The 26,079-nt window shown below is 42.2% G+C and carries 22 protein-coding genes and 1 pseudogene; 3 read left to right on the top strand and 20 right to left on the bottom strand.

Annotated features, from left to right (window positions below; all coding sequences use genetic code 11):
- Window positions 1–88: 88 nt before the first annotated feature.
- The 4 genes from B5354_RS12850 to B5354_RS20515 all read right to left on the bottom strand — a co-directional run bounded on the left by B5354_RS12850 (window position 89) and on the right by B5354_RS20515 (window position 3,072).
- A complete protein-coding gene (locus tag B5354_RS12850) occupies window positions 89–1,510 on the bottom strand; it encodes a SpoVR family protein (protein ID WP_079529221.1) in 1,422 nt (473 codons plus the stop codon).
- Between the two features lie 174 nt (window positions 1,511–1,684).
- Window positions 1,685–2,284, bottom strand: a complete 600-nt coding sequence (locus B5354_RS12845) for a YhcN/YlaJ family sporulation lipoprotein (RefSeq protein WP_079529220.1) — start codon at window positions 2,282–2,284, stop codon at window positions 1,685–1,687.
- Window positions 2,285–2,486: 202 nt separating this feature from the next.
- Complete coding sequence (locus B5354_RS12840) at window positions 2,487–2,954, bottom strand: hypothetical protein (protein ID WP_079529219.1); 468 nt, start codon at window positions 2,952–2,954, stop codon at window positions 2,487–2,489.
- Window positions 2,926–3,072: a hypothetical protein gene (locus tag B5354_RS20515; protein ID WP_176142490.1), complete on the bottom strand. Its 147-nt coding sequence runs from the start codon at window positions 3,070–3,072 to the stop codon at window positions 2,926–2,928. The genes B5354_RS12840 and B5354_RS20515 overlap by 29 nt, the downstream gene beginning before the upstream one ends.
- 61 nt (window positions 3,073–3,133) lie before the next feature.
- Between B5354_RS20515 and B5354_RS12835 the strand changes: the two genes are divergently transcribed.
- Window positions 3,134–3,367, top strand: coding sequence for a YhdB family protein (locus B5354_RS12835; protein ID WP_079529218.1), 234 nt, complete (start codon window positions 3,134–3,136; stop codon window positions 3,365–3,367).
- A gap of 60 nt (window positions 3,368–3,427) precedes the next feature.
- Here the strand turns inward: B5354_RS12835 and B5354_RS12830 are convergent, their stop codons facing one another.
- The 3 genes from B5354_RS12830 to B5354_RS12820 form a co-directional block, all read right to left on the bottom strand.
- Window positions 3,428–4,063, bottom strand: coding sequence for a response regulator transcription factor (locus B5354_RS12830; RefSeq protein ID WP_079529217.1), 636 nt, complete (start codon window positions 4,061–4,063; stop codon window positions 3,428–3,430).
- A complete protein-coding gene (locus tag B5354_RS12825; protein ID WP_176142489.1) occupies window positions 4,056–5,483 on the bottom strand; it encodes a GAF domain-containing sensor histidine kinase in 1,428 nt (475 codons plus the stop codon). Before B5354_RS12825 ends, B5354_RS12830 begins: the two co-directional genes overlap by 8 nt.
- Before the next feature lie 100 nt (window positions 5,484–5,583).
- The gene (locus B5354_RS12820) at window positions 5,584–7,146 is read right to left on the bottom strand and encodes a GNAT family N-acetyltransferase (RefSeq protein WP_079529215.1); all 1,563 of its coding nucleotides are present in this window, start codon (window positions 7,144–7,146) and stop codon (window positions 5,584–5,586) included.
- Between the two features lie 166 nt (window positions 7,147–7,312).
- On the opposite strand from B5354_RS12820, the gene B5354_RS12815 reads away from it, so the two are divergent.
- Window positions 7,313–7,912: a TetR/AcrR family transcriptional regulator gene (locus B5354_RS12815; RefSeq protein WP_079529214.1), complete on the top strand. Its 600-nt coding sequence runs from the start codon at window positions 7,313–7,315 to the stop codon at window positions 7,910–7,912.
- Between the two features lie 36 nt (window positions 7,913–7,948).
- Here the strand turns inward: B5354_RS12815 and B5354_RS12810 are convergent, their stop codons facing one another.
- The 7 genes from B5354_RS12810 to B5354_RS12780 all read right to left on the bottom strand — a co-directional run bounded on the left by B5354_RS12810 (window position 7,949) and on the right by B5354_RS12780 (window position 16,765).
- Complete coding sequence (locus B5354_RS12810; protein ID WP_079529213.1) at window positions 7,949–9,370, bottom strand: dihydrolipoyl dehydrogenase family protein; 1,422 nt, start codon at window positions 9,368–9,370, stop codon at window positions 7,949–7,951.
- Window positions 9,367–9,765 carry a DUF1499 domain-containing protein gene (locus B5354_RS12805; RefSeq protein ID WP_079529212.1) on the bottom strand — a complete coding sequence of 133 codons (399 nt, stop codon included), beginning with the start codon at window positions 9,763–9,765 and terminating at the stop codon, window positions 9,367–9,369. Before B5354_RS12805 ends, B5354_RS12810 begins: the two co-directional genes overlap by 4 nt.
- An 80-nt stretch (window positions 9,766–9,845) precedes the next feature.
- Window positions 9,846–11,021, bottom strand: coding sequence for an anti-sigma factor domain-containing protein (locus B5354_RS12800; protein ID WP_079529211.1), 1,176 nt, complete (start codon window positions 11,019–11,021; stop codon window positions 9,846–9,848).
- Window positions 11,018–11,755 carry an RNA polymerase sigma factor SigI gene (gene sigI / locus B5354_RS12795; protein ID WP_079529210.1) on the bottom strand — a complete coding sequence of 246 codons (738 nt, stop codon included), beginning with the start codon at window positions 11,753–11,755 and terminating at the stop codon, window positions 11,018–11,020. The genes B5354_RS12800 and sigI overlap by 4 nt, the downstream gene beginning before the upstream one ends.
- A 373-nt stretch (window positions 11,756–12,128) precedes the next feature.
- Complete coding sequence (locus B5354_RS12790; RefSeq protein WP_079529209.1) at window positions 12,129–12,959, bottom strand: S1C family serine protease; 831 nt, start codon at window positions 12,957–12,959, stop codon at window positions 12,129–12,131.
- A 33-nt stretch (window positions 12,960–12,992) separates the two neighbouring features.
- Window positions 12,993–15,023 (bottom strand): ABC transporter ATP-binding protein, encoded by a 2,031-nt coding sequence (locus B5354_RS12785; RefSeq protein ID WP_079529208.1) that lies wholly within the window; start codon window positions 15,021–15,023, stop codon window positions 12,993–12,995.
- Entirely contained in the window at window positions 15,020–16,765 is a 1,746-nt protein-coding gene (locus B5354_RS12780; RefSeq protein WP_079529207.1) for an ABC transporter ATP-binding protein, read from the bottom strand. Before B5354_RS12780 ends, B5354_RS12785 begins: the two co-directional genes overlap by 4 nt.
- Window positions 16,766–17,826: 1,061 nt before the next feature.
- Between B5354_RS12780 and rlmN the strand changes: the two genes are divergently transcribed.
- Window positions 17,827–18,912 carry a dual-specificity RNA methyltransferase RlmN gene (gene rlmN, locus B5354_RS12770; RefSeq protein WP_079529205.1) on the top strand — a complete coding sequence of 362 codons (1,086 nt, stop codon included), beginning with the start codon at window positions 17,827–17,829 and terminating at the stop codon, window positions 18,910–18,912.
- A 41-nt stretch (window positions 18,913–18,953) separates the two neighbouring features.
- On the opposite strand, the pseudogene B5354_RS20775 reads toward rlmN, so the two are convergent.
- The 6 genes and pseudogenes from B5354_RS20775 to B5354_RS12745 all read right to left on the bottom strand — a co-directional run.
- Window positions 18,954–19,324: pseudogene (locus B5354_RS20775) on the bottom strand (class I SAM-dependent methyltransferase); the annotation flags it as partial.
- A 40-nt stretch (window positions 19,325–19,364) separates the two neighbouring features.
- Window positions 19,365–20,879, bottom strand: a complete 1,515-nt coding sequence (locus B5354_RS12765; protein ID WP_079529204.1) for an FAD-dependent monooxygenase — start codon at window positions 20,877–20,879, stop codon at window positions 19,365–19,367.
- A gap of 154 nt (window positions 20,880–21,033) precedes the next feature.
- Window positions 21,034–21,858, bottom strand: coding sequence for an aldo/keto reductase (locus tag B5354_RS12760; protein WP_079529203.1), 825 nt, complete (start codon window positions 21,856–21,858; stop codon window positions 21,034–21,036).
- Window positions 21,859–21,925: 67 nt separating this feature from the next.
- Entirely contained in the window at window positions 21,926–24,196 is a 2,271-nt protein-coding gene (gene helD / locus B5354_RS12755) for an RNA polymerase recycling motor HelD (protein WP_245804785.1), read from the bottom strand.
- Between the two features lie 348 nt (window positions 24,197–24,544).
- Window positions 24,545–24,898 carry a hypothetical protein gene (locus B5354_RS12750; protein WP_079529202.1) on the bottom strand — a complete coding sequence of 118 codons (354 nt, stop codon included), beginning with the start codon at window positions 24,896–24,898 and terminating at the stop codon, window positions 24,545–24,547.
- Between the two features lie 66 nt (window positions 24,899–24,964).
- On the bottom strand, window positions 24,965–26,050 hold the full coding sequence (locus B5354_RS12745; protein WP_079529201.1) for an undecaprenyldiphospho-muramoylpentapeptide beta-N-acetylglucosaminyltransferase: 1,086 nt from the start codon (window positions 26,048–26,050) through the stop codon (window positions 24,965–24,967).
- Between the last annotated feature and the right edge of the window lie 29 nt (window positions 26,051–26,079).

Here is a 26,079-nt window from a genome sequence, read left to right as displayed (position 1 = left end):
AATATACCCATACAATATTCCAATAAAACCCACCTCAGGTCATCCAGAAACTGGATGACCTGAGGTGGGTTTTATTGGAAATCAGTGTTTACAAGTATTTTTTCTGGATCTTTTTGCCGCTGTAACTAAAGGCTACGTTGCGGTCTTCAATGACGGTTTCCATATGAACAGGTCTCCCCCATAATTGATAAATATAAGGAAGCGTTTTTTCTAAATACGATATATCCAGCTCAACCTCTTCAAAGTGGTGCTTCAAATACAGTTCTCCATTTTTCATGTAGTCGCCATTTTGAACTGTAAGATAAGGGAAGCCTCCATTGACACGCATCGTAATTAACTGATCTCTTACTGACTCATGATCTTTATCAGTGATTTTATATTTCTGCCCTTGCTTTTGAAATAAATACATATCTTCCTGTTTGACTAAATCCTTTGTTAAATAATTACGAATAAAGCTCTGATCAGATTCAATTTCCCGAACTTCAAATATTTTCTCTCGCCCTGAACCTTCCTCAATCCCATGTTTCTTCATCTCATCAGTCGGGTTATTATAGCGTTCTTCAATGTCTTCAAAAATCTTCAGTCCCAAGTAGTAAGGGTTCAACTGAGTTTTAGACGGCTGGACGACACTCGCGTTCAAATTCGCAAAGTCAATAACCTCATCACTCGTTAAATTCAGCTCTCTTAGGATCCTCGCATGCCAATACGACGCCCAACCCTCATTCATAATCTTCGTTTCAAGCTGCGGCCAGAAATAAAGCATTTCTTCCCTCATCATCGTTAAGATATCACGCTGCCAATCATCCAGTTCCCGACTAAATTCTTCGATAAATAAGAGCAAGTCTTTCTCAGGCTGTGGCGGGAATTTTTTACGCTTTTTAAAAGCAGGCTTTTGATCTGGTGATTCACCAATTTTCCATAAATCATCGTAGGGGGTTCTCGGTTTCTTAGGCTCCTTTAATTCCTCTTCTTCTACCTCCTCTGTAACACTCCATGACAGCTTCGGTCTTACGAGTGAGGGGTCAATATGCTCTTGAATAGCGAGCACAGCATCGAGGAATTCTTCCACCTCTTCCTTTCCATATAATTTTTCATACGCCGTAATTCGCTCAGCTGTAGCTGACATACTTTCCACCATATCCCGCTTCGTATTTTGAAAGCGCGCATTATTTTTGAAAAAGTCACAGTGAGCTAACACGTGCGCTACAATCAGTTTATTTTGAATCAGACTATTTGAATTTAATAAAAACGCGTAACACGGATTAGAATTAATGACAAGCTCGTATATTTTACTTAGACCGAGATCATATTGCAGCTTCATTTTGTAATACTGTTTTCCGAAACTCCAGTGCGAAAACCGAGTCGGCATCCCATAAGCACCAAATGTATAAATAATGTCATCTGGACATACCTCGTAATGCATCGGGTAGAAATCGAGTCCGAATCCTTCAGCAATTTCTGTAATTTCTCGTATCGCTTTTTCCAGATTAAGATGTTCTTCTTGTTTCAAAAATGCCCCCTCCTTAAGCTTTGCCTACATTACTATATGAAAGAACAGCCAGGAACATGAAATGTAACTGTCTTTATTAGAAGGGAATGCTTAATTATGAAGGAGGAAATGTTTGACTATCACTATTTTTTCCATAAAAAAACGGGATTCTCTCGGCTGAGAATCCCGTTTATATTATGACTGAGCATCTGGAAACAGACGGTCCGTCATGCGGCCAAATTCACGGAAGAAACCTTGAATTGGTTCACCATTTCCTACGTCATCCACGTAGTTATTTGTTAAGTCAACAAAGTCCGGATTTGTGGAAATATACACGTTGTTAATATCCTGATCTGCATCCTTAACAATTTTTGTGATTTGCTGCTCAACCTTATCACTAACTTCTGTTTTCGCTTCACCATTCTGGTTACCCAGAACCGCTGCCACGTAGGCATTATCGTTTGTCGTTAACACATATGCTTCGTTAATGCCCTTCACGTTAGCTTCGATGTTTTGCGCAGCTTTCTCCGCTACATCATACTCATGCTGGTCAGCACCATTCTTATTGTCATTGCTAGTTCCCATATGGTTGTCATCGTTGTTATCTCCCATACGGTTATCGTCGCGGTTTGCATTGTTATTATTTCCTTGGTCATTCATATCGTCAGCCATACGTTCAAAACTCGTGTTTTGAGCACCTTCATTGTTGTTGCCGTTACCTGGTTCTTCATCAGCTTGACAAGCAACAAGAGAAGAAGCAACGAGTAGACCAAGCGCAACTGCTTTTATTTTCATGGTGTATTCCTCCTTCCAAGCTTACTTGTAGTATGTGTTTTGAAGAAACTTATATACTAAAATTACATGGAGGAAATTGCACAGTTCTTCAAGCAGCTCGAAAGGTTTGGTAAAGTGTCTAACTTCTTACGATCTTACCCCGATTAAGCATTTTTATTTCCATAAAAAAACAGCCCTTTCTTTCCGGAAAGGACTGCTATGATCAATCACTAGTTGGAAGCATGAACCAGATGTGAATGGTTACCATGTATAAAGTCAGCATTGCATTAAAAAATATAAAAAATACCGGAGCTAATTTAAACAATCCTTTTATTTTAGCGTAACTATAGCGCAGCAAGACCAAGCTGGCAATAAATACAACATAATATAAATAAAACCAGATCCAGCCATGATTCGTGCCTTGATTTACCCCAACTTCGTATCCAATTCCAAATGCGATCCAGACACCGATAAACGAAAGTACTGAAATTGCAAACCAGCGCTGCCGATCTTTTATGTAATACAACGTCACTCCAGCAAAAATAAAACTAAGTAAAGCGATGATCTCACTGATCATAACAAGGGCACCCTCGGCAGGTCCGTTTATAGCTGTACATAGACTGATCAAAATAAACAATCCAAATGCGCTTACTCCTCCAAGGTTAATCCATAGCCAATATCGTTCTTCCATGACTGATTTCTCCTTCCATCCTTACCAAGTAAATCATTTCCATACCATCATACCAATCCTTTTCAAAAAAATGAATAGTGTCGAATTTTCCATTTCTGTGAAGAACTTTCTGATTCATTCTTACCCTTCATGGAGACAATAAAAACAATCCTTTCTAAGGAAGGATGAAGTGAAAAATTATGTATTATCAAGATTATGACAAAGCATTGCATTACATGATCTGGGGAGAGTGGGATGAATTGCTTATACTCATGGTAAGAACCCGTGACCATTTTCTTTCTAAGAAAATAGAAGCATTTCTCCATGCTTTTCACTACCCAGGACATGAAACCACCCTGCTCGAAAGCCATGAAAGCCTGTTACACTATATCGACCACGCCCAAGCTACGACACAACCAGCCCAATATGTATAAAATAACCACCTCAGGTCATCCATTTTCTGGATGACCTGAGGTGGTGTTTATTGTCAGCTGTTATTTCATATATTTTACTCCGAACAGGGCGGCTTGGGTTCGGTCGTGGACTTCTAATTTTGAGAAAATATTCGATAAGTGCGTTTTCACCGTTTTTTCAGTAATAAACAAATGGTTGGCAATTTCTTTATTGCTGCGCCCTTTCATAATCTCCTTCAGTACATCTTTCTCACGTCGTGTGAGCTCGTGAATTCGTTTCTCCTCTTCCTGTTGAGGGGAGCCTGTCACGTGTGTCATCAACTGAGTAGCTGCTTTAGCATCAATCATTGTCTCACCTTTATAAACACGCCTGATCACATCAGCTAATTGGTCTGGGTCAATATCCTTCATTTGATAACCATTAGCACCAGCCTGAATCGCCGGAATGACGGTATCGTAATCGGAAAAACTTGTCAGCATGACTATTTTTATATCCGGAAACTGTTCGCGAAGCTGCTTCGTTGCCTCAATGCCATCCATCGTCGGCATTTGAATATCCATTAGTACGACATCAGCCGGATGACCTTCCAAATATTGAATAACTTCTAGACCATTTGCCGCCTCATAAACAACTTCAATATCTTCCTGTGTTTGAAAAAAGAACACCAGTCCTTTTCGCACGACCTGATGGTCATCCGCAATCACAATTTTAATCATCTTTAACTTCTCCCCCTTCTACAGGTATCTTCACTCGAACCGTGGTTCCTCCTTCAGGCTGACTCGTGACCGTAACCTTGCCCCGATGATGCGATGCTCTCTCCCGCATCCCCGATAAGCCAAAGGAGTGATCATAACAATCTACATTCGTAAAACCTGTGCCCTCATCACGGATCTCAAGCACCACTTGATGGGGAAGCTTTTGTAACGTTACAGCAACAACGTCGATTGCTGCATGCTTCCAGACATTATGCAACGACTCTTGCCCAATTCTGAACAAGCTCTCTTCTACAGCATAGGGTATGGAGGTCGTACCCGCTGAATCAACGGTACACCGAAGCCCAATCGTACTTGCGTATGACCGCAATTCAGCTAAGACACCTTTCTTAAATCGACCGCCTTTTTCCTCAGTAACGAGTGCGCGCATTTCCTTCAACGCCTGTGATGAAATATCATGGATGTAATCCACTTGCTCTTTTAAAGTTGGAACCGAGATAGCTGAACGGCTCACGGCCTTTGAAGTTAACACGATTGAGAAAAGTAATTGATTGACGGAATCATGTAAATCCTGGGCAAACCGCGACCTTTCCTCTCTTCTAGCCATCGCTTTTTCCTTTTCACTAAGCAACAGCTTTCGTTCTGCTACCCTGCTATATTCCTTTACCAGCTCAAAAATCTCTGTTTCTGCTTTGGAAAAAGACCGCCCTTCCATGTCGATCAACTGCGGGCTTATGCTACCGAACGAATCAGCCGCTTCGTCTGCTTCTCCGCTGGACCATTGAATCGAACCTCCTGGGTATAATTCTTGCAAACCATGTTCAACAGTCGTTCGTAAACTATGTAACGTGTCCGCCTCTTGAATGCTTTTCGTCAACTGATGAGATTTCATGAGCAGCGTGCTCCATTCTTCCTCCGCTTCAAACCGCTCGATTCGTTCAAGCGCTGTACCAATCTGCAGCGCAACCGCCTCTAACAACTGCAGATCTTCCGAATAACTTGTCTTATGTCTCATCGCGACGTTGAATAAGCCAAACGCTCTCTCCGGTGTTTGCAAGGGCACCGTTGCATGATGTGTAATGCCATCCGTCCCCTCGATTCCTTCTTCCAATGCCTGTTCAATCCGCTTACAGGCAATAATACTTGTGGCCTTTGTCAGCCGGCCATTTTTAAATCGCGATACACAATGACAGTCCTCCCCGCACATACGCTGCTTCTGATTACGGGCTAACGCAGGAGGAAGCCCATCATCCGCCACAAGCTGCACTCCCGCTTTATTTTCAAGAAAAATCCATCCCGTTTCAAAATCAGTCATGGAAATGAACTTTCTCAACACATTACCGAGAACCTGTTTATTTGTAGACTCATTCAACAACTCAGCAATATTTTTTAATGTTTTCAATTGAGATGAAGGATCATGCATAAACATCACCTTTTCTTATATGTAGAAAATTCATTAAAATGATTATAACACGACGTAAAAAAGACGAACCATGAGCTGGTCCGCCTTTTAACTGCTGATCTTATGTCCGATCCGGCTTAACTTCTGTATCAATATGATAATTCAACTCAAATAAATCACGACGGCGATCGCGAAGCTGTCTTACCGTACCTGACTTTCTCTGTCTTCGCAAAACTTCCAAGTCGACATCACCGACCACAACAGTCTCCACATTAGGGTTACACTCTCCAACCACACCATCACGTGCAAATTCAAAATCGGATGGTGTAAAAACCCCGGACTGAGCATATTGGATATCCATATTTTCAACTTGCGTCATGTTGCCAACCGTTCCGGCAATGACCGTATATACCTGATTTTCAACCGCACGAGCCTGAGCACAATAGCGGACGCGCAAGTAACCTTGGCGGTCATCTGTACAGAACGGAACAAAAATAATATTGGCTCCCTGGTCCACTGCATAGCGGGCCAGTTCAGGAAATTGAATGTCATAACAAATTTGGATGGCAATTTTTCCACAATCGGTATCAAACACTTTCACCGCATCTCCAGGCTGGATCCCCCACCACGTGCGCTCATTCGGTGTGACGTGAATTTTGTACTGCTTTTCGATCGTACCATCACGTCTGAATAAATAAGAGATGTTATAAATCTGCTCATCTTCTTCAACGAAATGCGATCCACCGATAATATTCACATTGTACTTCACTGCCAGGTGCTCGAACATTCGAATATAGTCCTCCGTAAAGTCAGATAATCTTCTTACCGCCTGGGATGGCACCTTTTCCTCGAGAAAAGACATTAACTGCGTCGTGAAAATTTCCGGAAACACAGCAAAGTCTGAGCCATAATCCGCTGCAACATCGACATAATACTCACACTGTCGGCTGAACTCTTCGAAAGAATCGATATTTTTCATCATGTATTGAATCACCATAATACGGACAGGGTGGCTCGTCTTAAAATGACGTTTCGTCCGCGCACGATAATCAATATTATTCCACTCCATTAATGTGGCGTATTTTGATGAAGCCTTATCATCCGGCAAGTAGTTTGGGTTGATACGCATCACTGTGAACCCGTTAATTATTTGAAACGTTAAGACAGGATCATAAATATTTTGATTACGCACCTCTTCGACATATTCTCTTGGTGACATCTCCTGCTCATATTTATGATAGTTCGGAATACGGCCCCCGATGATGATACTTTTTAAATTCATTTCACGCGCCAATTCTTTCCGCGCTTCGTACAACCTCCGGCCAATCTTCATCCGGCGAAATTCCGGATGCACCATCACTTCAATACCGTACAGGTTGTACCCATCCGGGTCATGGTTTGTGATATACCCTTCATCCGTAATATCATCCCATGTATGTTTATCATCGTACTCGTCAAAATTAACAATTAGACTTGAACAGCTTCCGATAATTTCGCCATCATATTCGACGACAAACTGTCCTTCAGGGAAATGCCTGAGATGACTTTCAAGATGAGCCCTCTTCCATGGATCCATATTCGGAAAACACAACTCCTGCAACGCAAAAATCTGCTCTATATCATTTTCTTGCATATTACGTACTATCATTTTTTTCTCAAATTGTGATAAATCAAGTTTAGACATAAGTTCGTTCCTTTCTATGAAAAGTCTTACAAAGCGAAACACTTCTATCGTACTGAATAATCGACTAAACTGTCTAGTTCTCTTTCCTCTTTATCTATATTGAATATGAAATGAATATTTTGATTAAGTTCATAACTGATTGTATAGTAAAAGTGAGGTGAAGCCTATGAACGGGTTTGAAAAACGAAAAGAACGGAAGAAAAATAATATTATTGCAGCCTCGTTTGAACTTTTTTCAAAGGATGGCGTGCAGAAAGTCAGCATCCAGCAAATTGCAAAAGCAGCCGACGTTTCCCAAGTGACCATTTATAATTACTTTGGCGGGAAAGATCAGCTCCTGCTGGAAACCATTAAATCATTCGCTTATGATCTACTGGAAACTTCCCGTGCCATTCTCCACAGCCCTGATCTTAATTTCAAAGGAAAACTTGATCGCATGGTCCTCAGTGAGAAAGAAAGTTTTTTTCACCTGGACGCTGACTTTATCCAGTCGATCATGTCAGAGCATCCTGAAATTAAGGCGTTTATCAGTTCTTTTACGAACGAAGAATCGATCCCGCTTTTCATCGAACTGATTGAACAAGGAAAGGCGGAAGGATACATTTCTGATGAGCTTTCCTATCAATCGATTATGATTTATATCGATATGTATGCTCAGGCTTTACGAAAACATAAAGAACTTTATCGGACAGAAGAAGACATCCAGCGATTCACCGATGAATTCACCCACTTATTCTTCTACGGATTACTAGGCGACCCTTCATAATGGCTGTCCTCTTTTTCAAAAAAGATGAGGCAGCTTTTATCTAAACTTCCTTACATACCAGCGGATCAAACTATTCATATTGCTGTCAAACAGCTTTTCCCGCCAATAGATATCGGCTGTCTGGGAAACGATAGTATTTCGTGCTGGATAAGGATGAATGACATTGGATAAGGACTGAAATTTTTTATTTAAGCTCTGGATCGTACCCACTTCCTGCATCCACTCCCCTGCACCTGGACCGACAGCATGCGCGCCTACAATTTTTCCACTGCTCGTTGTTAGTACTTTTACCAATCCTTCCGTCTGTCGCTCAGCTATAAATCGGTCATGATCAGAAAGCTTCGTCTTAAATGTTAGCAGCCGATCCCTATATTTCTCTCTCGCCTGCTCTTCCGTCAGGCCCAAATGATAGATTTCTGGTGCCGAATAGATCACCCATGGAACCTTTTGATAAGAAACTTTCCTTGAAAGTCCAAGCACTGCATTTGAAACGACAAGTTTCCCTTCCATGCCGGCCACATGAGTAAACGGCATCGAGCCGTTGCAATCGCCAACAGCATAAATATGGTTCTGATTTGTTCGCAAACCATCATCGACCTCAATGGCTCCATGTTTTGTCTTGATTCCTGCGCGTTCAAGAGAAAGCCGTTCAATATTTGCCTGTCGTCCTGTTGCTAGCAATAGCTGATCAGCTTCGATACTTCCTTGAATGCCATTTTGAGAATAATGAACTACGACCTGCTCTGCTCCTTGTTCAACACGATCCACAGACGCGTTTGTTAAGATCGATACTTCTTCTCCAATCACCTGTTCCGCTATTTGGGCGATTTCACGATCCTCCTGTCCAACGATCTGATCCCCAGCTTCAACGATCGTAACATTCACTCCCAGCCGAGCCATCGCCTGGGCTAATTCAAGGCCAATCACACCACCGCCAATCACCACGAGTGACTGAGGGCGTTTCTTTAAATTAAAAATCGATTCATTCGTCAAATAGCTGACTTGCTCCATCCCTTCTATCGGCGGCACAACCGGCGATGACCCTGTAGCCAGCACGATGCGTTTTGCCGTAATGACATCCTCTCCGACCTGAAGGGTATGCTCATTCACGAAGCTTGCTTCTTCCTCAAACAGATCTACTCCTAACTTAAGAAAGCGATCTTTAGAATCATGGGCCTGAACCTCATCAACCGCTTTCGAAACCTTATCCATTGCTACAGTAAACAAATAATCATACTGCTCACTGGAAAGTTCAGTCAGCTCTGCAGTCACATGCGCTTCTGCCGCACTGTGAATCAGAGCTTTTGAGGGCATACAGCCATAATGTAAACAGTCACCGCCTAACTCCGTTTTGCGTTCGACCAAGGCTACAGAGGCCCCTAAACTTGCAGCTCCTGCTGCAACAGTCAAACCACCCGATCCACCGCCGATCACGGCCAGTTGATAATCAAATTTCATGAAGATGCCCCTTTCATTTGGTCGAGATATTCCTTGGAGATACGTTCCATTCGCTTACGATTCACCCCGAAATCTATGCAGCCAACTCTTGAAGCAGACCGAAAATGAACCCTTTCCTCTAGTTGATCAAAATAAAACTCCACATCGTCTTTAAACTTCAGAAACTTCGATGTAAAAACAACGTGTAAATAATCCTCATGCTGGCTTTGAATCTCAGTCCCCTTCTCTGCACCAATGATATTCAAGATGACGTTTTTTGCCCCATCTTTATCGTGAAAAAATGGTAAAGACTCCATTTTCTGAGGGGGTCGCTGTGCCTGTGTAGATATACAATTTGGAGAATTGGGACACGGTGCTAATTCTCCATTTCTAACTCCCAGCCATTCCTTAGCCATGATTACCCTTCTCCTTTTTCTGTCCTCCCTTATATATTCACAGAATGAACAACAAAAAAACACTTCGTTCTGCCGAAGTGTTAGTGAGGTCCGTTACCATTATGTTTGTTCGCTTTGCCATGGTTATGCTTCTTGCCAGGGCCATTTCCGTTATGACCTTTGCTTTTCTTCTGGTTTTTGTCATTGTGTTTCGGTTTTTTATCCGGTTTATGATCATCAGTTCGTTTAGAGGGGTCAGGTTTGCTATGTTGATTATTCTTTGCTTTTGATGAATGATTCTTGTTCGCTTTTTCTTTGTCCGAAGCAGGACGATCATGAGCACGCTTATCTGCTTGATCACTTCTGTTTGCCTGACCAGGGTGAGGTGAAGGATCCTTTTTTTTAGCTTGGCCTGGAGGATTCTGCTTTTCTTTTGCTTGAGAAGGTTTAGGCTTAAATTCACCCTTTGGGACAATGAACATTTCTTTGGAAGAATCACGGTTGATCTTCTGAGACGGCTTTTTCATTTCGTTTCCGCTTGAATTTGACGATTCTGATTGGTTGTAAAAGGATTGTATAATGGCTTTATCGTCAGCCTCAATCGTAACTTTCGCTGATTCACCTTTCTTAGATTCACTAAGTGAATCTGCCATCAATTCATTAACAGATACCTTTTCCTTTTTCGCCTGTTTCCTTAATTGGCTGGGAACATTATAGGAAGCTATCGACATATTAAAAGATTGTTTAGCTAAATAGCTTTCAATTTTGGCAGAAAAGTCCTCATCATGCTTCTTGACATAGCTTACACCAATCAGCACCTGATTTTGGTTATTAATATAACCTAATTCCTGACTTAATGTAATCATGTCAAAGGTGACTTCGGAGGCAGGGTCATTCCTCCAATCCTCAAGCTTTGATAAAAGGACCTCCGCGTCTTCATTCAGCGGAATCACATCAATGACTTGCATGTTTTTATTAAGCTTAAGTTCAACACTAGGGTTCATATCAATATTTACAAAAGCATAGGCTTTGTTACTCCCATACCATAGATAGGCTGGAAATAAGGCAATCAATAAAGCTAACGCAACAGCGACAAATTTCATCCTGGGCAGTGTAAACACCTGGGCAAAACCTTTGTGTTTAACAACGGCAGGTTGAAAATACACTTCCATTCCTACTTCAGCCCGCTTTAAGAGTTTCGCTTTATGGAAATTCCCATCATTTGTCATCACGATCGTATACGATCTGCTTTGCTCCATGACAATACCTTTTCTCACATACCCACCCCCTTTAGATAATCTTTTAGATACACATAGTCACCAGAAAAGATGAGTACCATAGCAATGATGAATTTACGGTTTCGCTCCAATGTTTTCTTACTGACCTCTACTACTTTAACGAGATCTTTAATGGGCAGCCGGCCTTTTTCAAGCACTTGCTGACGAAGCTCATCGTTTTCATAAACGATACGTGCCACCTGAATAGCAGACTCTCTTGCGTCCACATGTTTAGGAGAAGCTTCTGTTAATTCAGCAAAGGAAAGCTTGTACTTTCGCAAATGAGCCTGAAATTCACGAATCTCCTCCCTGCGATACCACGCTTCGGTCTCAAGAACATAGCGGTCTTTCGCTGCTCTTACCTCTGAAGGGTTTTCCATTTGTTCATCCTCAACATAATCTTCGTCAAGAGAAACTACTTTAAGACGCTTTTGCTCGTTTCGGATATAATCAATCACTTTACGCTTTATGACAAGCTTCGCAAAAGATAAGAACGAGCTGCCTTTGTCACAGGAATAAGCGTCAATGGCCTCGTTAAAAGCGAGCAAACCGATACTGTATTCATCATCTTTCGTTGGATCAATGTATCTTTTACATACTTCAGAAACACTTTTGGCGATAAAAGGTTGATACTGTTTAAGCATTTCATTTTTAATGTTGTCGTCTCCCTGTTTTGCAGCTGCTACCAGTTCATCAAGGGAGGTGTCCTTCGTTCGAAAAAGACCTCTGATCAACCTTCATCACCTCCAGCTAATAAATATTTTCGTTTCATATTTGATCTATTTGGGCGTATTTTAAATAAAAGTTTCATTTTTATTACAATTTTGTATCAACCATATAAAACTGAAGTAGTTTTCACTAATTGTATAAGGCAGGTATGTGGATATTGTATAGAGCAAGACAATTTTACTCAATATTCGACTTGTATTCCACCACACACGATTTACATTTTATTAAATAATCATTTCAAAAAACAGGTATTTAGAATCACGCAATAACCATTATCAAGTTAAGAACGTAAACATGCCCACTTAATGAGTCTTATGAACTACAAAACAATGATTCATAATACCTATTTAACCCCCTAAGTAAAACGTCAGCTATTACTTAGGGGGTTTCTTGATTTGTTCGCTCGTAGTAATAATCGATAGGGATAGCAAGGCCGACCCGCCCTTTTTCCTCATGGTCTAAGGTAGCAAATACCACAGCAATCACTTTTCCTTGAGGATTAATGACTGGACTTCCCGAATTGCCTCGATAGATTGGTGCATCAAGCATTAGAACAGGCTGCTTCCAATCTTCTAATGTAATAGAGTCGATAATCGTCCCTTTATTCGCAATTCCTGTGAAACTTAACGGATTTCCGATAAAATAAAAAGGTTCCCCTTCATCGAAAGATGTTTGTTCTGCCAATGTAAGATGTGGAAAGCCGCTTCCTTCGGCTTGTAATACAGCTAAGTCAACCTCAGGAAACTTCTCAACAACTTTGGCTTCAAACAAACCCTCGTCAGGAAATGCAACAGAGATCCGTTTCTTTCCTTCAATCACATGGTGGTTTGTAATAATCGTTCCCTCGTTATCGATTGCGAACCCCGTCCCTTTACTTTGCCCTGCTTCCACAACAACGACCGCTTCCTGATATCGATCAATGTCTGGATTGGTAGAGAGCTTTGCAGACGTCACTAAGAAATCAATCGCGGGAATCGAGAACGTTTTCGGAATGACAGCAATGATGTTTGCTATCATCATAAAGGCGATTAGAAAGAACAGCCATCTTGGAAACGGACGCTTAGATTTTCTCTCTTCTTTTTCTTCCCGTTCGTGTTCCCAGGCCAGCCTCTTTTCCTCTTGAATAAGTTCATATAATTCTTCATCATCTATTTCTTCATATAAATCATCATCAATGATATCCGGCTTTTGATCATCATGGTCTTTCATGTATCGACACCTCATAAGCCATTAGAATAAGAACTACATAGCACCTGCTTTAACGGCACCCTGCTGCATTTGATACATGTGGTAGTACTGGCCGCCTTCAGCCAGAAGTTCACTATGTGTTCCTCGCTCTATCATTGTACCACGATTTAATACGAAAATTTGATCTGCCTGCTGAATAGTGGATAATCGGTGGGCGATCACTAGTGTCGTCCGACCTTGCTTTAATACTTCCAAAGCTTGCTGAATGATCTGCTCGGTTTCCGTATCAATGTTCGCCGTCGCTTCATCCAGGATTAAAATGGCCGGATCAAATGCTAGTGCCCTGGCAAAGGAGATCAACTGACGCTCTCCCATGGATAAAGAATCTCCCTTTTCCTGCAGGATGGCATCATATTGAGCTGGCAACTTTTCTATAAAGCGATCTGCTCCCACAGCTTTCAAGGCATTGATAGCCATTTCCCGGGAAATTTTTTCATCATTCATCGTTACATTCGACAAAATTGTTCCTGAGAAAATAAAGGGATCCTGGAGCACAATCCCCATGTGACTACGTACCTGCTGCCGTGACCATTCTTTTGTAGAGTGTCCATCGATCGTGATCTCACCAGCTTGGGGGTCATAAAAACGAAATAGCAAGTTCATGATCGAACTTTTTCCAGAACCTGTGTGACCGACAAAGGCAGCCGTCTGTCCCGGCTGTACTTCGAAATTAATATCTTTGAGCACGTCTTCTCCTTTTGTATAGGCAAAGGTTACCTGTTTAAATTCAATCTTCCCTCGATAACGAGATACAGGGTGATGGTCTTGAGGTTCCACCGGTTGTTCAAGCAGCTCGAATACCCGCCCAGCAGCGACACGAGCCTGTTCAAGCCGCGGCAGCTGATTAACGAGATCCGTTACAGGTTGAAAAAGCCGGTTCAAATAATCCACGAAAGCGTAAAGCACTCCAGCTGTTACAATCCCTTCCACTCCAATTGATGAGGAACCAAAATACCAAAGAAAGGCAACAAAAGCGATGTTTCTTAATACATTTACCAAATTAAACGAAGTTAAAGCACTCAGTCGTACAAGTTTACGTTGGTAATTGAAATGTCTCGTATTCAGACGTTCAAAATCCTCCGACGTTTGTTTTTCCTGACGAAAGGCTTGAATAATCGACATGCCTTGTATCGCTTCATTTATACTTCCATTCATATCACTGACGGTAGATCGCACAACGGTATTGTACTTGCCTCCATAATGCTTATACAGCCTCATCCATACCAGAATAACCGGGATCAGCAGCAAACACATGAAAGCAAGCTTTACATCCAGCAAAAACAGTGCGACATAGATTCCCGCCATGTAAAAGATACTTGTAACAAATGTAGCCAGCACCTTGACGTAAAGCTCCCGAATCGCTTCTGTATCGTTTGTAACGCGCGCCACAATTTTCCCGGCCGGCTGATCGATAAAATAATTCACAGGCAGACGGTGAATGTGAGCAAATACGTCATCTCTCATTCGCTTAATGATACGATTGGACGTCTTTTGCAGAATAAAAGTGTGAATGAATTGAAACACAGCTGCGATCAGCAGGAGTCCAAGATAGATGGCAAGCAGCCAGTAGATGGAGCGCTGCTCAGGCTCGAAGAAACGATACAGCTCCGTCAAAGACAGTTGCTCTGCTTCAGTCTTCACCGTTTCCCCGTTTAAAGTAATGGTAATGACACCGTCTTGATAGGAGCGATTTCCTTTCAGAGGCACATCAGATGGGATAAACATATAATTTCTGCCTACTTGCAGAATGGTTGCCGTATCGGTTACTTCATCATTAACCTCAATACGGTCGGCCCGTTTATACAGTTCTCCGTTGTAAGAAACTGTGTAGCCATCGTGTTGTTGCACTTCATGCCACTGGTCTTCGATACCGACGATATGTTCATCAATCAGACGTTTGGCAATAAATGGTCCTGTAAGCTCTAAAGCAACCGCAATGATTAAACAAACAAGCCCAATAAGAATACTTTTCCGATACAATAAAGCAAAATTAAATAATTTACGTTCTGTTGAAGGCTTCTTCATTCCTTCACCTCCCGATCGAGCTGCTGATGATCGTATTGTGTCTGATACCAGCCTTTCTGCTTCATCAACTCCTGATGTGTACCTTGCTCAGCAATTCGGCCCTCTTCAAGGACGAGAATATGATCAGCGTGAGTCACCGCAGACAATCGATGGGCAGCAATCAGCGTTGTTTTCCCTTCTCGTTCCTTACGAAGATGTTCGATAATGGCTGCCTCTGTCTCTCCATCTACAGCTGACATTGCATCATCAAGCATGAGAATTTCCGGGTCCATAATGAAAGCCCGGGCTATCGCCACCCGTTGCTTTTGTCCTCCAGACAAGGTAACTCCGCTTTCTCCCACCATCGTGTCGAGCCCTTTCGGTAAAATTTTCATATCCTCTAGAAAGTGGGCTAACCGCATGACTCGATAAATTTCCTCATCCGTCGCACCTTCTTTACCAAACTGAATGTTCTCGCGAATGGTCTTAGAGAACAAAATTTGCTCTTGTGGGACATAGCCAATCCAGGATCGTGTCGTATCTAAGTCCAGGTTTTTGATGTCGATCCCGTTAATTTGCAGCGAGCCTTGAAGCCCCGGATATTCACGGAGCAGCTGTCTAAACAGGGTGGTTTTCCCAGCACCCGTCTTCCCGACAATTCCAATCGTCTGCCCGCGTTTGATTGACACATTCAATTGACTTAACCCTTTAACTTCTGTCCCTGGATATTGAAAATCTACCCCTTTAAACTCGATCGTATCTGGATAATCGAGCCTTCTCGGCTGACTAGGTGACAAAACGTCAGGCTTATACTGCAGCGTTTCATTCACTCGATCCAACGAGGCATTCCCACGCTGCATCACATTGATCAGCTCACCAACCGCAAACATCGGCCAAATTAACATCCCTAAATATACGTTAAAGGACACCATCTCACCGAGCGTAATCACATTGTGAAAGACAAGTGAGGCCCCATACCCAAGACCGATGGTGTAGGAGATTCCTACGAGCACCGTTATAGTTGGTTCAAACAAAGCATCCACCTTGGCTACTTTGACATTTTTTCCATAGACATCTTCAGTTATATTCTGAAATCTATGCTGGTCCTGTCGCTCCTGGACAAAAGCCCGAACCACTCGAACTCCTCTCACTGACTCCAGCACATAATTATTTAAATCGCCGAAGGCTTCCTGAGCTTCCATAAACCGCTTATGAATCACACCGCCATACTTATTCATCACAAATGCCATAATCGGAAGCGGAATCAAAGCTGCTAAGGTTAACTTAAAGCTGATCGTCACCCCCATCATCGCAATAATTAAGATCATAAAAATCGTCGAGTCGATCAACGTTAGTATCCCAAAGCCAGCCGTCATTTCAATGGCTTTAAGGTCATTTGTACTCCGGGCCATCAAATCGCCAACCTTATTGCGTTGAAAAAAAGTCGGAGTCATTTTCAGAAACTGGTTCATAAGTCTTGAACGCATGCTTTGCTCCATAATGGCTGCCCCGCTGAATAACGTATAATCCCATAAATAAGAGATCGTGTAACTGGCAATAATCAATCCGCCATATAAAAGCAACACATTAATTAAATGTTCCATCGTTAAGGTGTTAAACTGTATTTCGTCAATCGCCATCCCAACCAATTTTGGCGGGATTAAATCAATTGCACTAACAATAATTAAGGCGATAATGGCAAACGTGTATCTTTTCCAATATTGCTTAAAAAACCAACGTAATTTCACTAACACACTAAACATCGCTATCATCCTTTCATCTGTTGACTAGCTAACCGCTTTCTTTCCACTCTTCGTTCCATTCTTTGTGCATCCACTTGTTACCCATTTCATAAAAACCTCCTGTAATCATGTATTTATGTGAAGCGGTCCCAGCCGCTTGCCACCAAGAAAATGAAGATCTGTCCTTTATGACAGACACCTAAAAACGCAAAAAAGCATACGTACGTGACGTATGCTTTCCTAACACATAAATAGGCCACGAAATATACGTGGCCCGCTATGAAACTATTCTCATGGAATAAACTAGGTTTACCGGCTGGCCACGAACCATATGAAATTGGACTGGGATCGTACAATTCGTTTTTTCATGGTCGTGACCTCCTTTTCTCAATGATTATATATTATACAATTTTCGGAAAATTAATGCAACAGATTATTAAGGAAATTAATTCCTTTCTACTGTTTTAACTGTTCCGTCATTATGAAATTGTCCTGATTGATAAAGGTTCCGTATTTATTAATATGAGGATGGGGATGGAAAACCACTCGCTTTCCACGGGGAAGACGGCAAGTCTCCTCGGTCTCCGACCTCCGGGGCCTCGCCAGCCTTTCCTTTCCCGTAGGAGTCTCGCAGTTTCCCATCCCCATTTCGATAATGAGCTCTACGGAACCATTTACGAGCATCGGGCCTTCCATTAACGGAGATTAAATTTAACGGTACTGTTCATTCATGAAGGTAGACCTATAAAAGCTGTCATAATTAATGGCTATGTAGTGTTCCTACACTGACAGGTACCCGTTCCGTTTCTTTTACTAGGTAAGGTGGTCGGGGAAATGACGAGACTCCTGTGGGATTATAGTACAGGGTGAGATCCCGGAAGGCGGAAGCCTGAGGAAGCTCACCGTACGCCCACGGAAAGCGAGTTATTTCCCCGACCACCTTCTTCTATTCCAATGACGCAGCTGCTAAAATGTTTGTACTGGAAGTTAAAATAAGATTCTGACTTTCCCATACTGGTTGTTTACAGCCTGTATATCCATTATTATAGGAATAGCGTATTTTTTTATAGAGGAGCGTATATATGAAACAATCCATTTACGGATTAACCTTTGACCAACTGACGGAGTGGATGATCGAGCACGGTGAGAAGAAGTTCCGCTCAAAGCAAGTTTGGAACTGGCTTTACCAGAAACGTGTCACTGATTTCACGCAAATGAAAAATGTGAATCAGTCCTGTATCGACCTTCTTGATCAGCATTTTACGATAGAAACGCTAACGGAAGAAATTAAACAGGAATCAAAAGATGGAACGGTTAAATTCCTATTTAAATTAGACGACGGCAACGTGATCGAAACGGTGCTGATGCGGTTTAACTATGGTCTTTCCGTTTGTGTCACCACACAGGTCGGCTGTAATATTGGCTGTTCGTTCTGTGCAAGTGGCATTCTGCGTAAAAATCGTGACTTAACAAGTGGTGAGATTGTCGAACAAATTATGCAAGTGCAGCACCATCTAGATGAGCAAGGCCAGGACGAACGTGTCAGCCACATTGTCGTGATGGGAATCGGTGAGCCGTTCGATAACTATGACAACTTGATTGACTTCTTGCGCGTCGTTAATGACCAAAAAGGCTTGTCAATTGGAGCACGTCACATCACCGTATCTACAAGTGGAATCGCGCCGAAAATGTACGAGTTTGCGGATGAAGGAATCCAAATCAATTTGGCACTATCCATCCACGCCCCTAACAACGAACTCCGTACGAAAATTATGAAGATCAATCGCGCCTATCCATTAGAGAAACTAATGCCAGCTATTGATTACTATTTAGAAAAAACGAACCGTCGTATTACCTTTGAATATATTCTATTAAAAGATGTGAATGATCATAAGAAGGAAGCAGAACAGTTAGCCGCTTTACTAAAAGATAAGCGCCATTTATCGTACGTTAACTTAATTCCGTACAATCCGGTCGCGGATAATCCGTACGAGCGAAGTGAAAAAGAAGCGATTCTTACCTTCTATCAGACTTTAATGGATCGTGGAATAAAATGTGGTGTCCGCACTGAGCACGGAACAGACATTGATGCAGCATGTGGTCAGCTTCGCAGTAAACAGATCGAAAAGGAAAAAGCTCGTAAAAAGAAAAAATTACAGGCAAATTAAAAAGCATGGGGCTGTCGGCCTCATGCTTCTTTTTGATCCCACTATTCCTTTTCTGCTGAAATAATCAGGAACATAGGTCTTCGGTTTTCATCTTTCATGGGATTATTCTGTACCACCTCATCTGAAGGCATAGGCTCCTCAACAGCTTTCACTTTAAGACCAGCTTCAATCAGGATATTTAAATAAGTTGATAATGTCCGATGGTCTTTATGACATCTTTACCTAAGAAGTTCGTTTCACGTATTCCCTCCAGCCGGTAGTTATCCACTGGCCAATGCAGACGATTTCCTTGTTCATCCACATACCAGTCTTGTTCCTCACGGGAGGTAAAAATCGGGTGTTCAACAGAAAATATAAACGATCCTCCTGAGACTAGAGCATCATGGAACTTTTTACAAATTTCTTTAAATGATCATCTAAAAGCAGTATTTCACGCTCTTCGCAAAATAATATTAAGCCTTAAAGGGGATCATTCCCCAGTCATCCATATACTTTTGAAGTCTCTGCACGTTCCGATCAGGATGCACGAAACCAATGTGCCCATCCGGTCGCACTAGATAAATGGCTCCTCCGCTAAACCCTCGTTTTTCTGCGGCAGAATCATACTTGAATGTATGAAGCGCCAACCCACGGTCCTGACAAAAGTCGCGAAGCTCAGAGTTGGCCCCGCCATAGACATGTACTTGCCAATCCCACGCACGTAAAGCTTCATAGTTCTCCCCTGTATAAGGGAGCCGAATACCAGCTTGGAGTTCGTTTACTTTTCCTCTGCTCAGCCGGCTTTTTGTGTACTCAATCTGCACTTGGGAAAGGATCATAAACAGCTTTCTTCTGGCACGATCTGATCGATTCGCTAATGGAATCAGCAGGGGAGCAATTCTTTTTCGAAACAGTCGATTGGCTCTCTTCTTAGAGACTACTCGTGTAAACACACGGTCTGTTGTATCGACTAGACGTTCTGCAAAGGCCTTTCGCTCCGTCTCATACGTTTTGAGCACCTCTTGTTTCATTTTTCCTTGTACGACGGCTGCCAGTTTCCAGCCGAGATTCATCGCATCCCCAATCCCCGTATTCATTCCCTGGCCGCCTGCTGGACTATGAATATGGGCCGCATCCCCAACTAGAAAAGCTCTTCCCTTTCTAAATACTTCCGCCACCCGATGATGCACTTTGTATGTCGAGAACCAATTGACTTCTTTTACGTTTATCTTGAATGCCGACTGCATGTAATCCACCAGATTTTCAGATGTAATCTCTTTATAAGCTGAGGTCATATAGTCGGGAACCACACCAATCGCTCTCGTCGTATCGGTACTGCGAACAGGCAATAATACGACAAACTCTTCCCCGTGCATACACATCGCTAATCTATGAGAGCCAATCGGTGCCCCTTCGGCCTTCATATCCATCACATAAAATTCCTGTTCATACGTCCCGCCTGGAAAACCTGCACCAATTTGATGACGAACCGCACTGCTTGCGCCATCACATCCGCATATATAAAGGAATTCTTGTTCGCTTTCTTCACCATCACAAACTAATACTGCCCTTGTCCCTTCATCAGTCTCTTGAAAGGACAACAGCTCTGTGTTCCACTCAACGTTTACTCCATACCGATCAAGCTGTTTCAGTAAAACTTTCTCATGCTCATCCTGTGGAAAACTGTAAGGCGAAGTGAAGCGGCTTATCCCTTCACCGATCGACCCAAGATCGAGATGTGCCTTTTCTTTACCATCTACATGGACATGGACGCCTTCAATCTTGATCCCGCCAGTTACGAATTCATCAGCGAAGTTAAATTGATCATAAAACTCAAGCGTTCTCGGCATCACGGCCATCGCTCTTGATGACTCCCCCGGACCGGCCTCTTTGTCAATAATCTTAAAAGGAACCTGCTGCTTCGCCAGGCTCAAAGCTAAGGAAAGTCCAGTCGGACCGGCACCTGCAATTAATATTTGAGGCTTCATGTAACCCCTCCTCTATCATTAAATTCCTGTCAGTTGTGCCGCAAATTCTATAAGTGCTTACAACCGAATGTTATGTAACTTCTGTATATTTATTTTAACCGATAAAAAGAAATAACCCCACTTCTAATCAAGGAGTGAGATTATCCAGGGAGCGTTATTTACCCATTTCATCAGGGTGCGGTCCTAAACGATTGTTTTTGTCTAGGGAATTGATTTTGTCCATTTCAGCTGCTGCCAACTCAAAATCAAAGACATCAGCGTTCTCTTTTTGACGCACTTTATGGGTTGATTTTGGTATGGTCACAATTCCATGCTGCAAGTCCCATCTTAAAATGATTTGCGCTGGTGTTTTCTTATATTTTTCCGCCAACTCTTGTAAAACAGAGTTATCCAAGTATGTGCCACGGCCAATCGGTGACCAAGCTTCCACTTGAATACTACGTTGTTTACAATAATCGACGAGCTCTGCTTGATAAAGTTCGGGATGAAATTCAATCTGGTTGACCATCGGCGTCACTTCCGCATCCTGTAACAAGTCGTCCAAATGATGCGTCATAAAGTTGCTGACACCAATTGCCTTCACTTTACCATCCTTATAAAGTTTCTCTAACGCTTTCCACGTATCTTTATAGCTGCCTTCAATCGGCCAATGTATGAGGTAAAGATCGAGGTAAACCAGCCCTAATTTACGCAGGCTTCGGTCAAATGCCTCCAGAGTCTCCTCATACCCTTGTTCATCATTCCAAACCTTCGTCGTTACAAAAAGTTCCTCACGCGAAAGGTCACTTTCACGAATAGCCTGACCTACCCCTTCTTCATTATCATAGAAAGATGCTGTATCCAAATGGCGATACCCGAGGTCCAGAGCCGAACGAACAGCGTTGACCACTTCATCACCACTGTCCATTTTGTAAACACCGAGACCGACCCACGGCATATGTACACCATTGGATAATTGAGTTGTATCCGTTAGACTCATCTGACATGCACTCCTTTATTTTTACCATAACCCTTCTGTACCCTGTTCAGAATCATTTGAAACTTGTTTATTTCAGAGAATGCTGCTGATAGGGCGGCTCATTCAGGTGATGTAATAAAAAATCATCTGGGTGATTTCCGATCATATATAACCTGTGAAGCGGCCTTGTCATGGCTACATATAATACTTTGATATCCAATTCATTTCTTGTGAAAGGAGAATCTTCACTGAACAAAAAGACCACGTCAAATTCCAATCCTTTAGCCAGGTAAGCTGGCAAAATCATCCGCTTCCCCATTTCCGTTTCTTCATTCAATGGTTCAAAGTTTAAAGAACGAATTTCTGGAATGTGCTGGAGTGCAGCTGTTTCTTTCATCGTTTTTGTAACAATTGCGAAACTCTTCATCCCTTCGTCACTCAACTGGTTCACAATCTTGAGTAAAGCCTCTTGCCACCCTGGTTGTTTTTCAATGAAAGTTGGCAGCGGACCATGTCTTACCACCGGTTCGGCCATGGGTAGGTCTTCCGGCATCAACGTTAGCAGCCTATTCGCTAAATCCATGATTTCTATTGTCGTTCGATACGTTTTTTGCAGCGTTAAGTAATTTGGCTGTCTAAAAACTTCATTGAGAGATTCCCAGCTTCTTAAGCCCCTATAACGATAGATTCCCTGAGCAAGATCGCCTACAACCGTAAATAAGTCTGTTTGGAAAGCTTTTTTCAAACTATAAAATTCAAGAAAACTATAATCCTGCGCTTCATCGATGACTACTTTTTTCATTTGATCGTCCGAATGCAGCCCTTTTAGAAAAGTAAATATATATAGCAATGGAGCCAAGTCTTCTGAATGGAGCCGCTTCTTTTGCAAATAGCGCCGTGTCATCGTGCGCAGGTACTCCATTTGCTCGGAATCTTCATCTATTAACGAACAAAACATCTCTTCCTCAAACATCGCCCGGTAAAGGGTTGTCAGCTTGTGCTTGGGAAATTGCTTCATATAGCGAGAGACCGCTGTACGCGTTAGTTTCTTTAGATCTTTTAGCCGCTCTTCTTTCCTCGTAATCAGGAAACTGACTCTCTTTTTCCGTTTCGCTTTATCCTTCATACCAAACAGTGCTTTGTCCAGCTCGTCATCATATTTAGCGGCTATTTTCTCTAGGATGATTTTCTTCTTTCGTCTCAATTCACTTTGCAGTACTTGTTTTATTTTTTCCACCCGTACTTCATAAGGAAAAAGTTGAAAGTCTTTGAGAAAAAGCCGTTTAATACTGGAACCGCTTCTAATTTTGAATTCTCCCAGCATGAAATCTTCTTCAACGATGTAGGATTGTTTTACTTTTTGGATATACCTGTCCAGCAGCTGCTTGAACGCTTTTGATCCTTTGAACCCAGCTGCCTGTAGGTGAGGTGCGTCTTTATTTGCTGTTTTTTCAATGGTATCCATAAGTACTTCATGCTGGCTGACGACTGGCCAATCTACATCCACCATCTCTTGCACAAAATTCGCGAATGTTGTTTGTTTAGCTCTATTTACACCGAGCTCTGGAAGCACCTCGGATATGTACTGAATGAACAGACGGTTCGGAGCAAGGATCAGCATTTCATCAGGTTTAAAAATATCCCGCATACTGTACAAAAAGTAGGAGATGCGATGTAAAGCAATAGTAGTCTTGCCGCTTCCCGCTGCCCCCTGAACGATAATCGGCTTCCTTAAGTCAGCACGAATGACCCTGTTCTGCTCCTCCTGAATCGTTGACACAATTTCTGTTAAACGATGTTCAGCATTTTGGGCAAGAGAATCCTGCAGCAATTCATCTTTTGTCGTTAAGTCAATATCACGGAATTCTAACAGTTCGCCATCCTCAATTTGATACTGACGCTTCAGTGAAACATTGCCTTCATATTCTTCTCCATGAGCTTTATAGCTGACCTCGCCCAAGCGCCCTTCATAATACACATTGGCTAGCGGTGAGCGCCAATCTAGAATAATCGGCAACTGTGTTTCGCGATCGAACAGAGAGACTTTTCCAATATAAAAGATTTCTTTGTCTGGTTTTTCTTTACGGTGAAAATCAATGCGGGCAAAATAAGGTTTCTTACGTAGATTCTTGAGGTTTTCCAGTTGATCCTTCGATAACTTCATAAAACTTGAGTGGGTCAACATCTCCTGATAGCGAAGACTGCTGTCTTTAAAATCGAGCTTTTGCAAGGTATCTTCCTGCTGTTCCTTTAGTGCTTGTTGGCCTGATTCTTGAAGGGTAATTAAGTGATTCATGTACTCCTTCGTGAACAGTAGTCGTTCTTTTTCACTTTGCAAGTGCTCATCATACATAGACATACGCCATTCTCCCTTTCGTTATGTGATCGGAATGACTATGTAACCGGCCTAAGTGGAGCCTATTCGAAGCAACGAGAAATAAACATACCACAAATTTTCTGTAAGCGCAATCATAAATTTTAATAGCTGTAAAACCTTAAGTCAAATTGCCTTTTAAGACGGCTATTTTCGGCTCTTTAAATTTAAATACCGCCCTAACATTGGCGTATAAAGACTTAACTAGTTACGATAGCTGCCTAACGCCTGCGGATAGTGCCCTAACCTAGAGCGATAGCACCCTAACGCATGAGGATAACGCCCTAACCCCATTTTCACCAAAAAAGTCTGCTATTCATAGAAATAGCAGACTCATTGATATTTTTTGTTCTCCACATATTTAGGTAACTTACTCTCTATGAATACAAAAGATGCGACTCGCAGCAAAACAGGATAAAACGCCAACAATCCAATAATATCACCTATTACCCCGAGCGTATTCGTCGAATACATCCACAGCGCTAAAGCGAGCATCAAGATCATTGTCACTAAGCCTGCCGGACCATTAATAGGTGTCCACGTTCCAACAATCGTTTTTGTATCTTGCTCTACCTCTTGAAAACATCTGTAATGGTAAGGTCGAATTCTAAACCAATTTGAGGCCGTAACCAGCTCATCACGATCCCGAATCGGCTTGTAGCAATAACGACACATTTTTGATTTCACATCATCTACCCCTGATATAGATTTATTTCTAATTTTATTATAACTCATGGGGCCTTGCTTGCATACTTACCTGTTCCCTGCTTTTTGCGCATGTTGAATAATGGAAATGACTTCATTTTTCGTTCGTCTACTTTCATAGTTATTCATATGATGGAGCAACTCTTCTTTGGAATCCATTAACCGTTTCACCTCTGTCAGCAAGCTTTCAGAAGTCAGCTCTTCCTCCTCAAGCTTATGAGCATATCCCTGTTTCACAAAAGAATCCGCGTTTAAAATTTGGTCGCCGCGACTTGCTTTTCTTGATAAAGGAATAAGCAGCATCGGCTTTTTCAGGGCTAAAAATTCAAAGATTGCATTGGAACCAGCACGTGAAATAATAAAATCACTTGCCGCAAACAAATCCTTTAATTCATCATTTACATATTCAAATTGAGCGTACCCAGGTCGGTTGATTGATTCGTCCTTATGTCCTTGGCCGCAAATATGGATGATTTGAAGATCTTTTAGCAACTCGTCTAAATTAGAACGGATCGCATCATTAATTTTCTTGGATCCCGTACTGCCGCCCATCACCAGTACAACGGGTTTCTGAGAAGTCAATCCACTAAAGGATAGACCTCTTCTTTCATCTCCGGTAAACAGCTCTTCCCTTACAACAGCTCCAATATATTGCCCCTTCCCATCAGGCAAGTGCTTCATCGTTTCTGGGAATGTAGCCAGCACCTTTTTGGCAAAAGGAAACGACAGCTTATTGGCAAGACCGGGGGTATAATCAGATTCATGAATAATAGCCGGAACGCGGTTTAATTTTGCGGCCGCCACAACAGGCACTGATACAAATCCACCTTTAGAAAAAATAACCTGCGGCTTTCGTTTACGAATGATCCGGATCGACTGCATAAGCCCTTTCATAACCTTGAAAGGGTCTTTTATATTTTCCTTAGACATATAACGGCGCAGCTTCCCTGTTGAAATGCCATGATACGTGACGCCTTCTAAAGAACCGATTAACTGTTTTTCTATTCCATTATAGGACCCTATATAATCAACTTGGTAACCTTGTTTCTGAAATTCAGGAATGAGAGCCAGGTTCACAATCACGTGCCCTGCTGTTCCTCCTCCTGTAAATAAAATCCGTTTCTGATTCAACATTCATCGTCCTTTCATCAGTGGCTCTGTTA

Origin of the sequence: Halobacillus hunanensis, assembly GCF_900166655.1 — a bacterium.
Classification (GTDB): domain Bacteria; phylum Bacillota; class Bacilli; order Bacillales; family Halobacillaceae; genus Halobacillus_A; species Halobacillus_A hunanensis.
The sequence above is the reverse complement of the archived record's forward strand: the minus strand, read 5'-3'. Positions and strand labels throughout refer to the sequence as shown.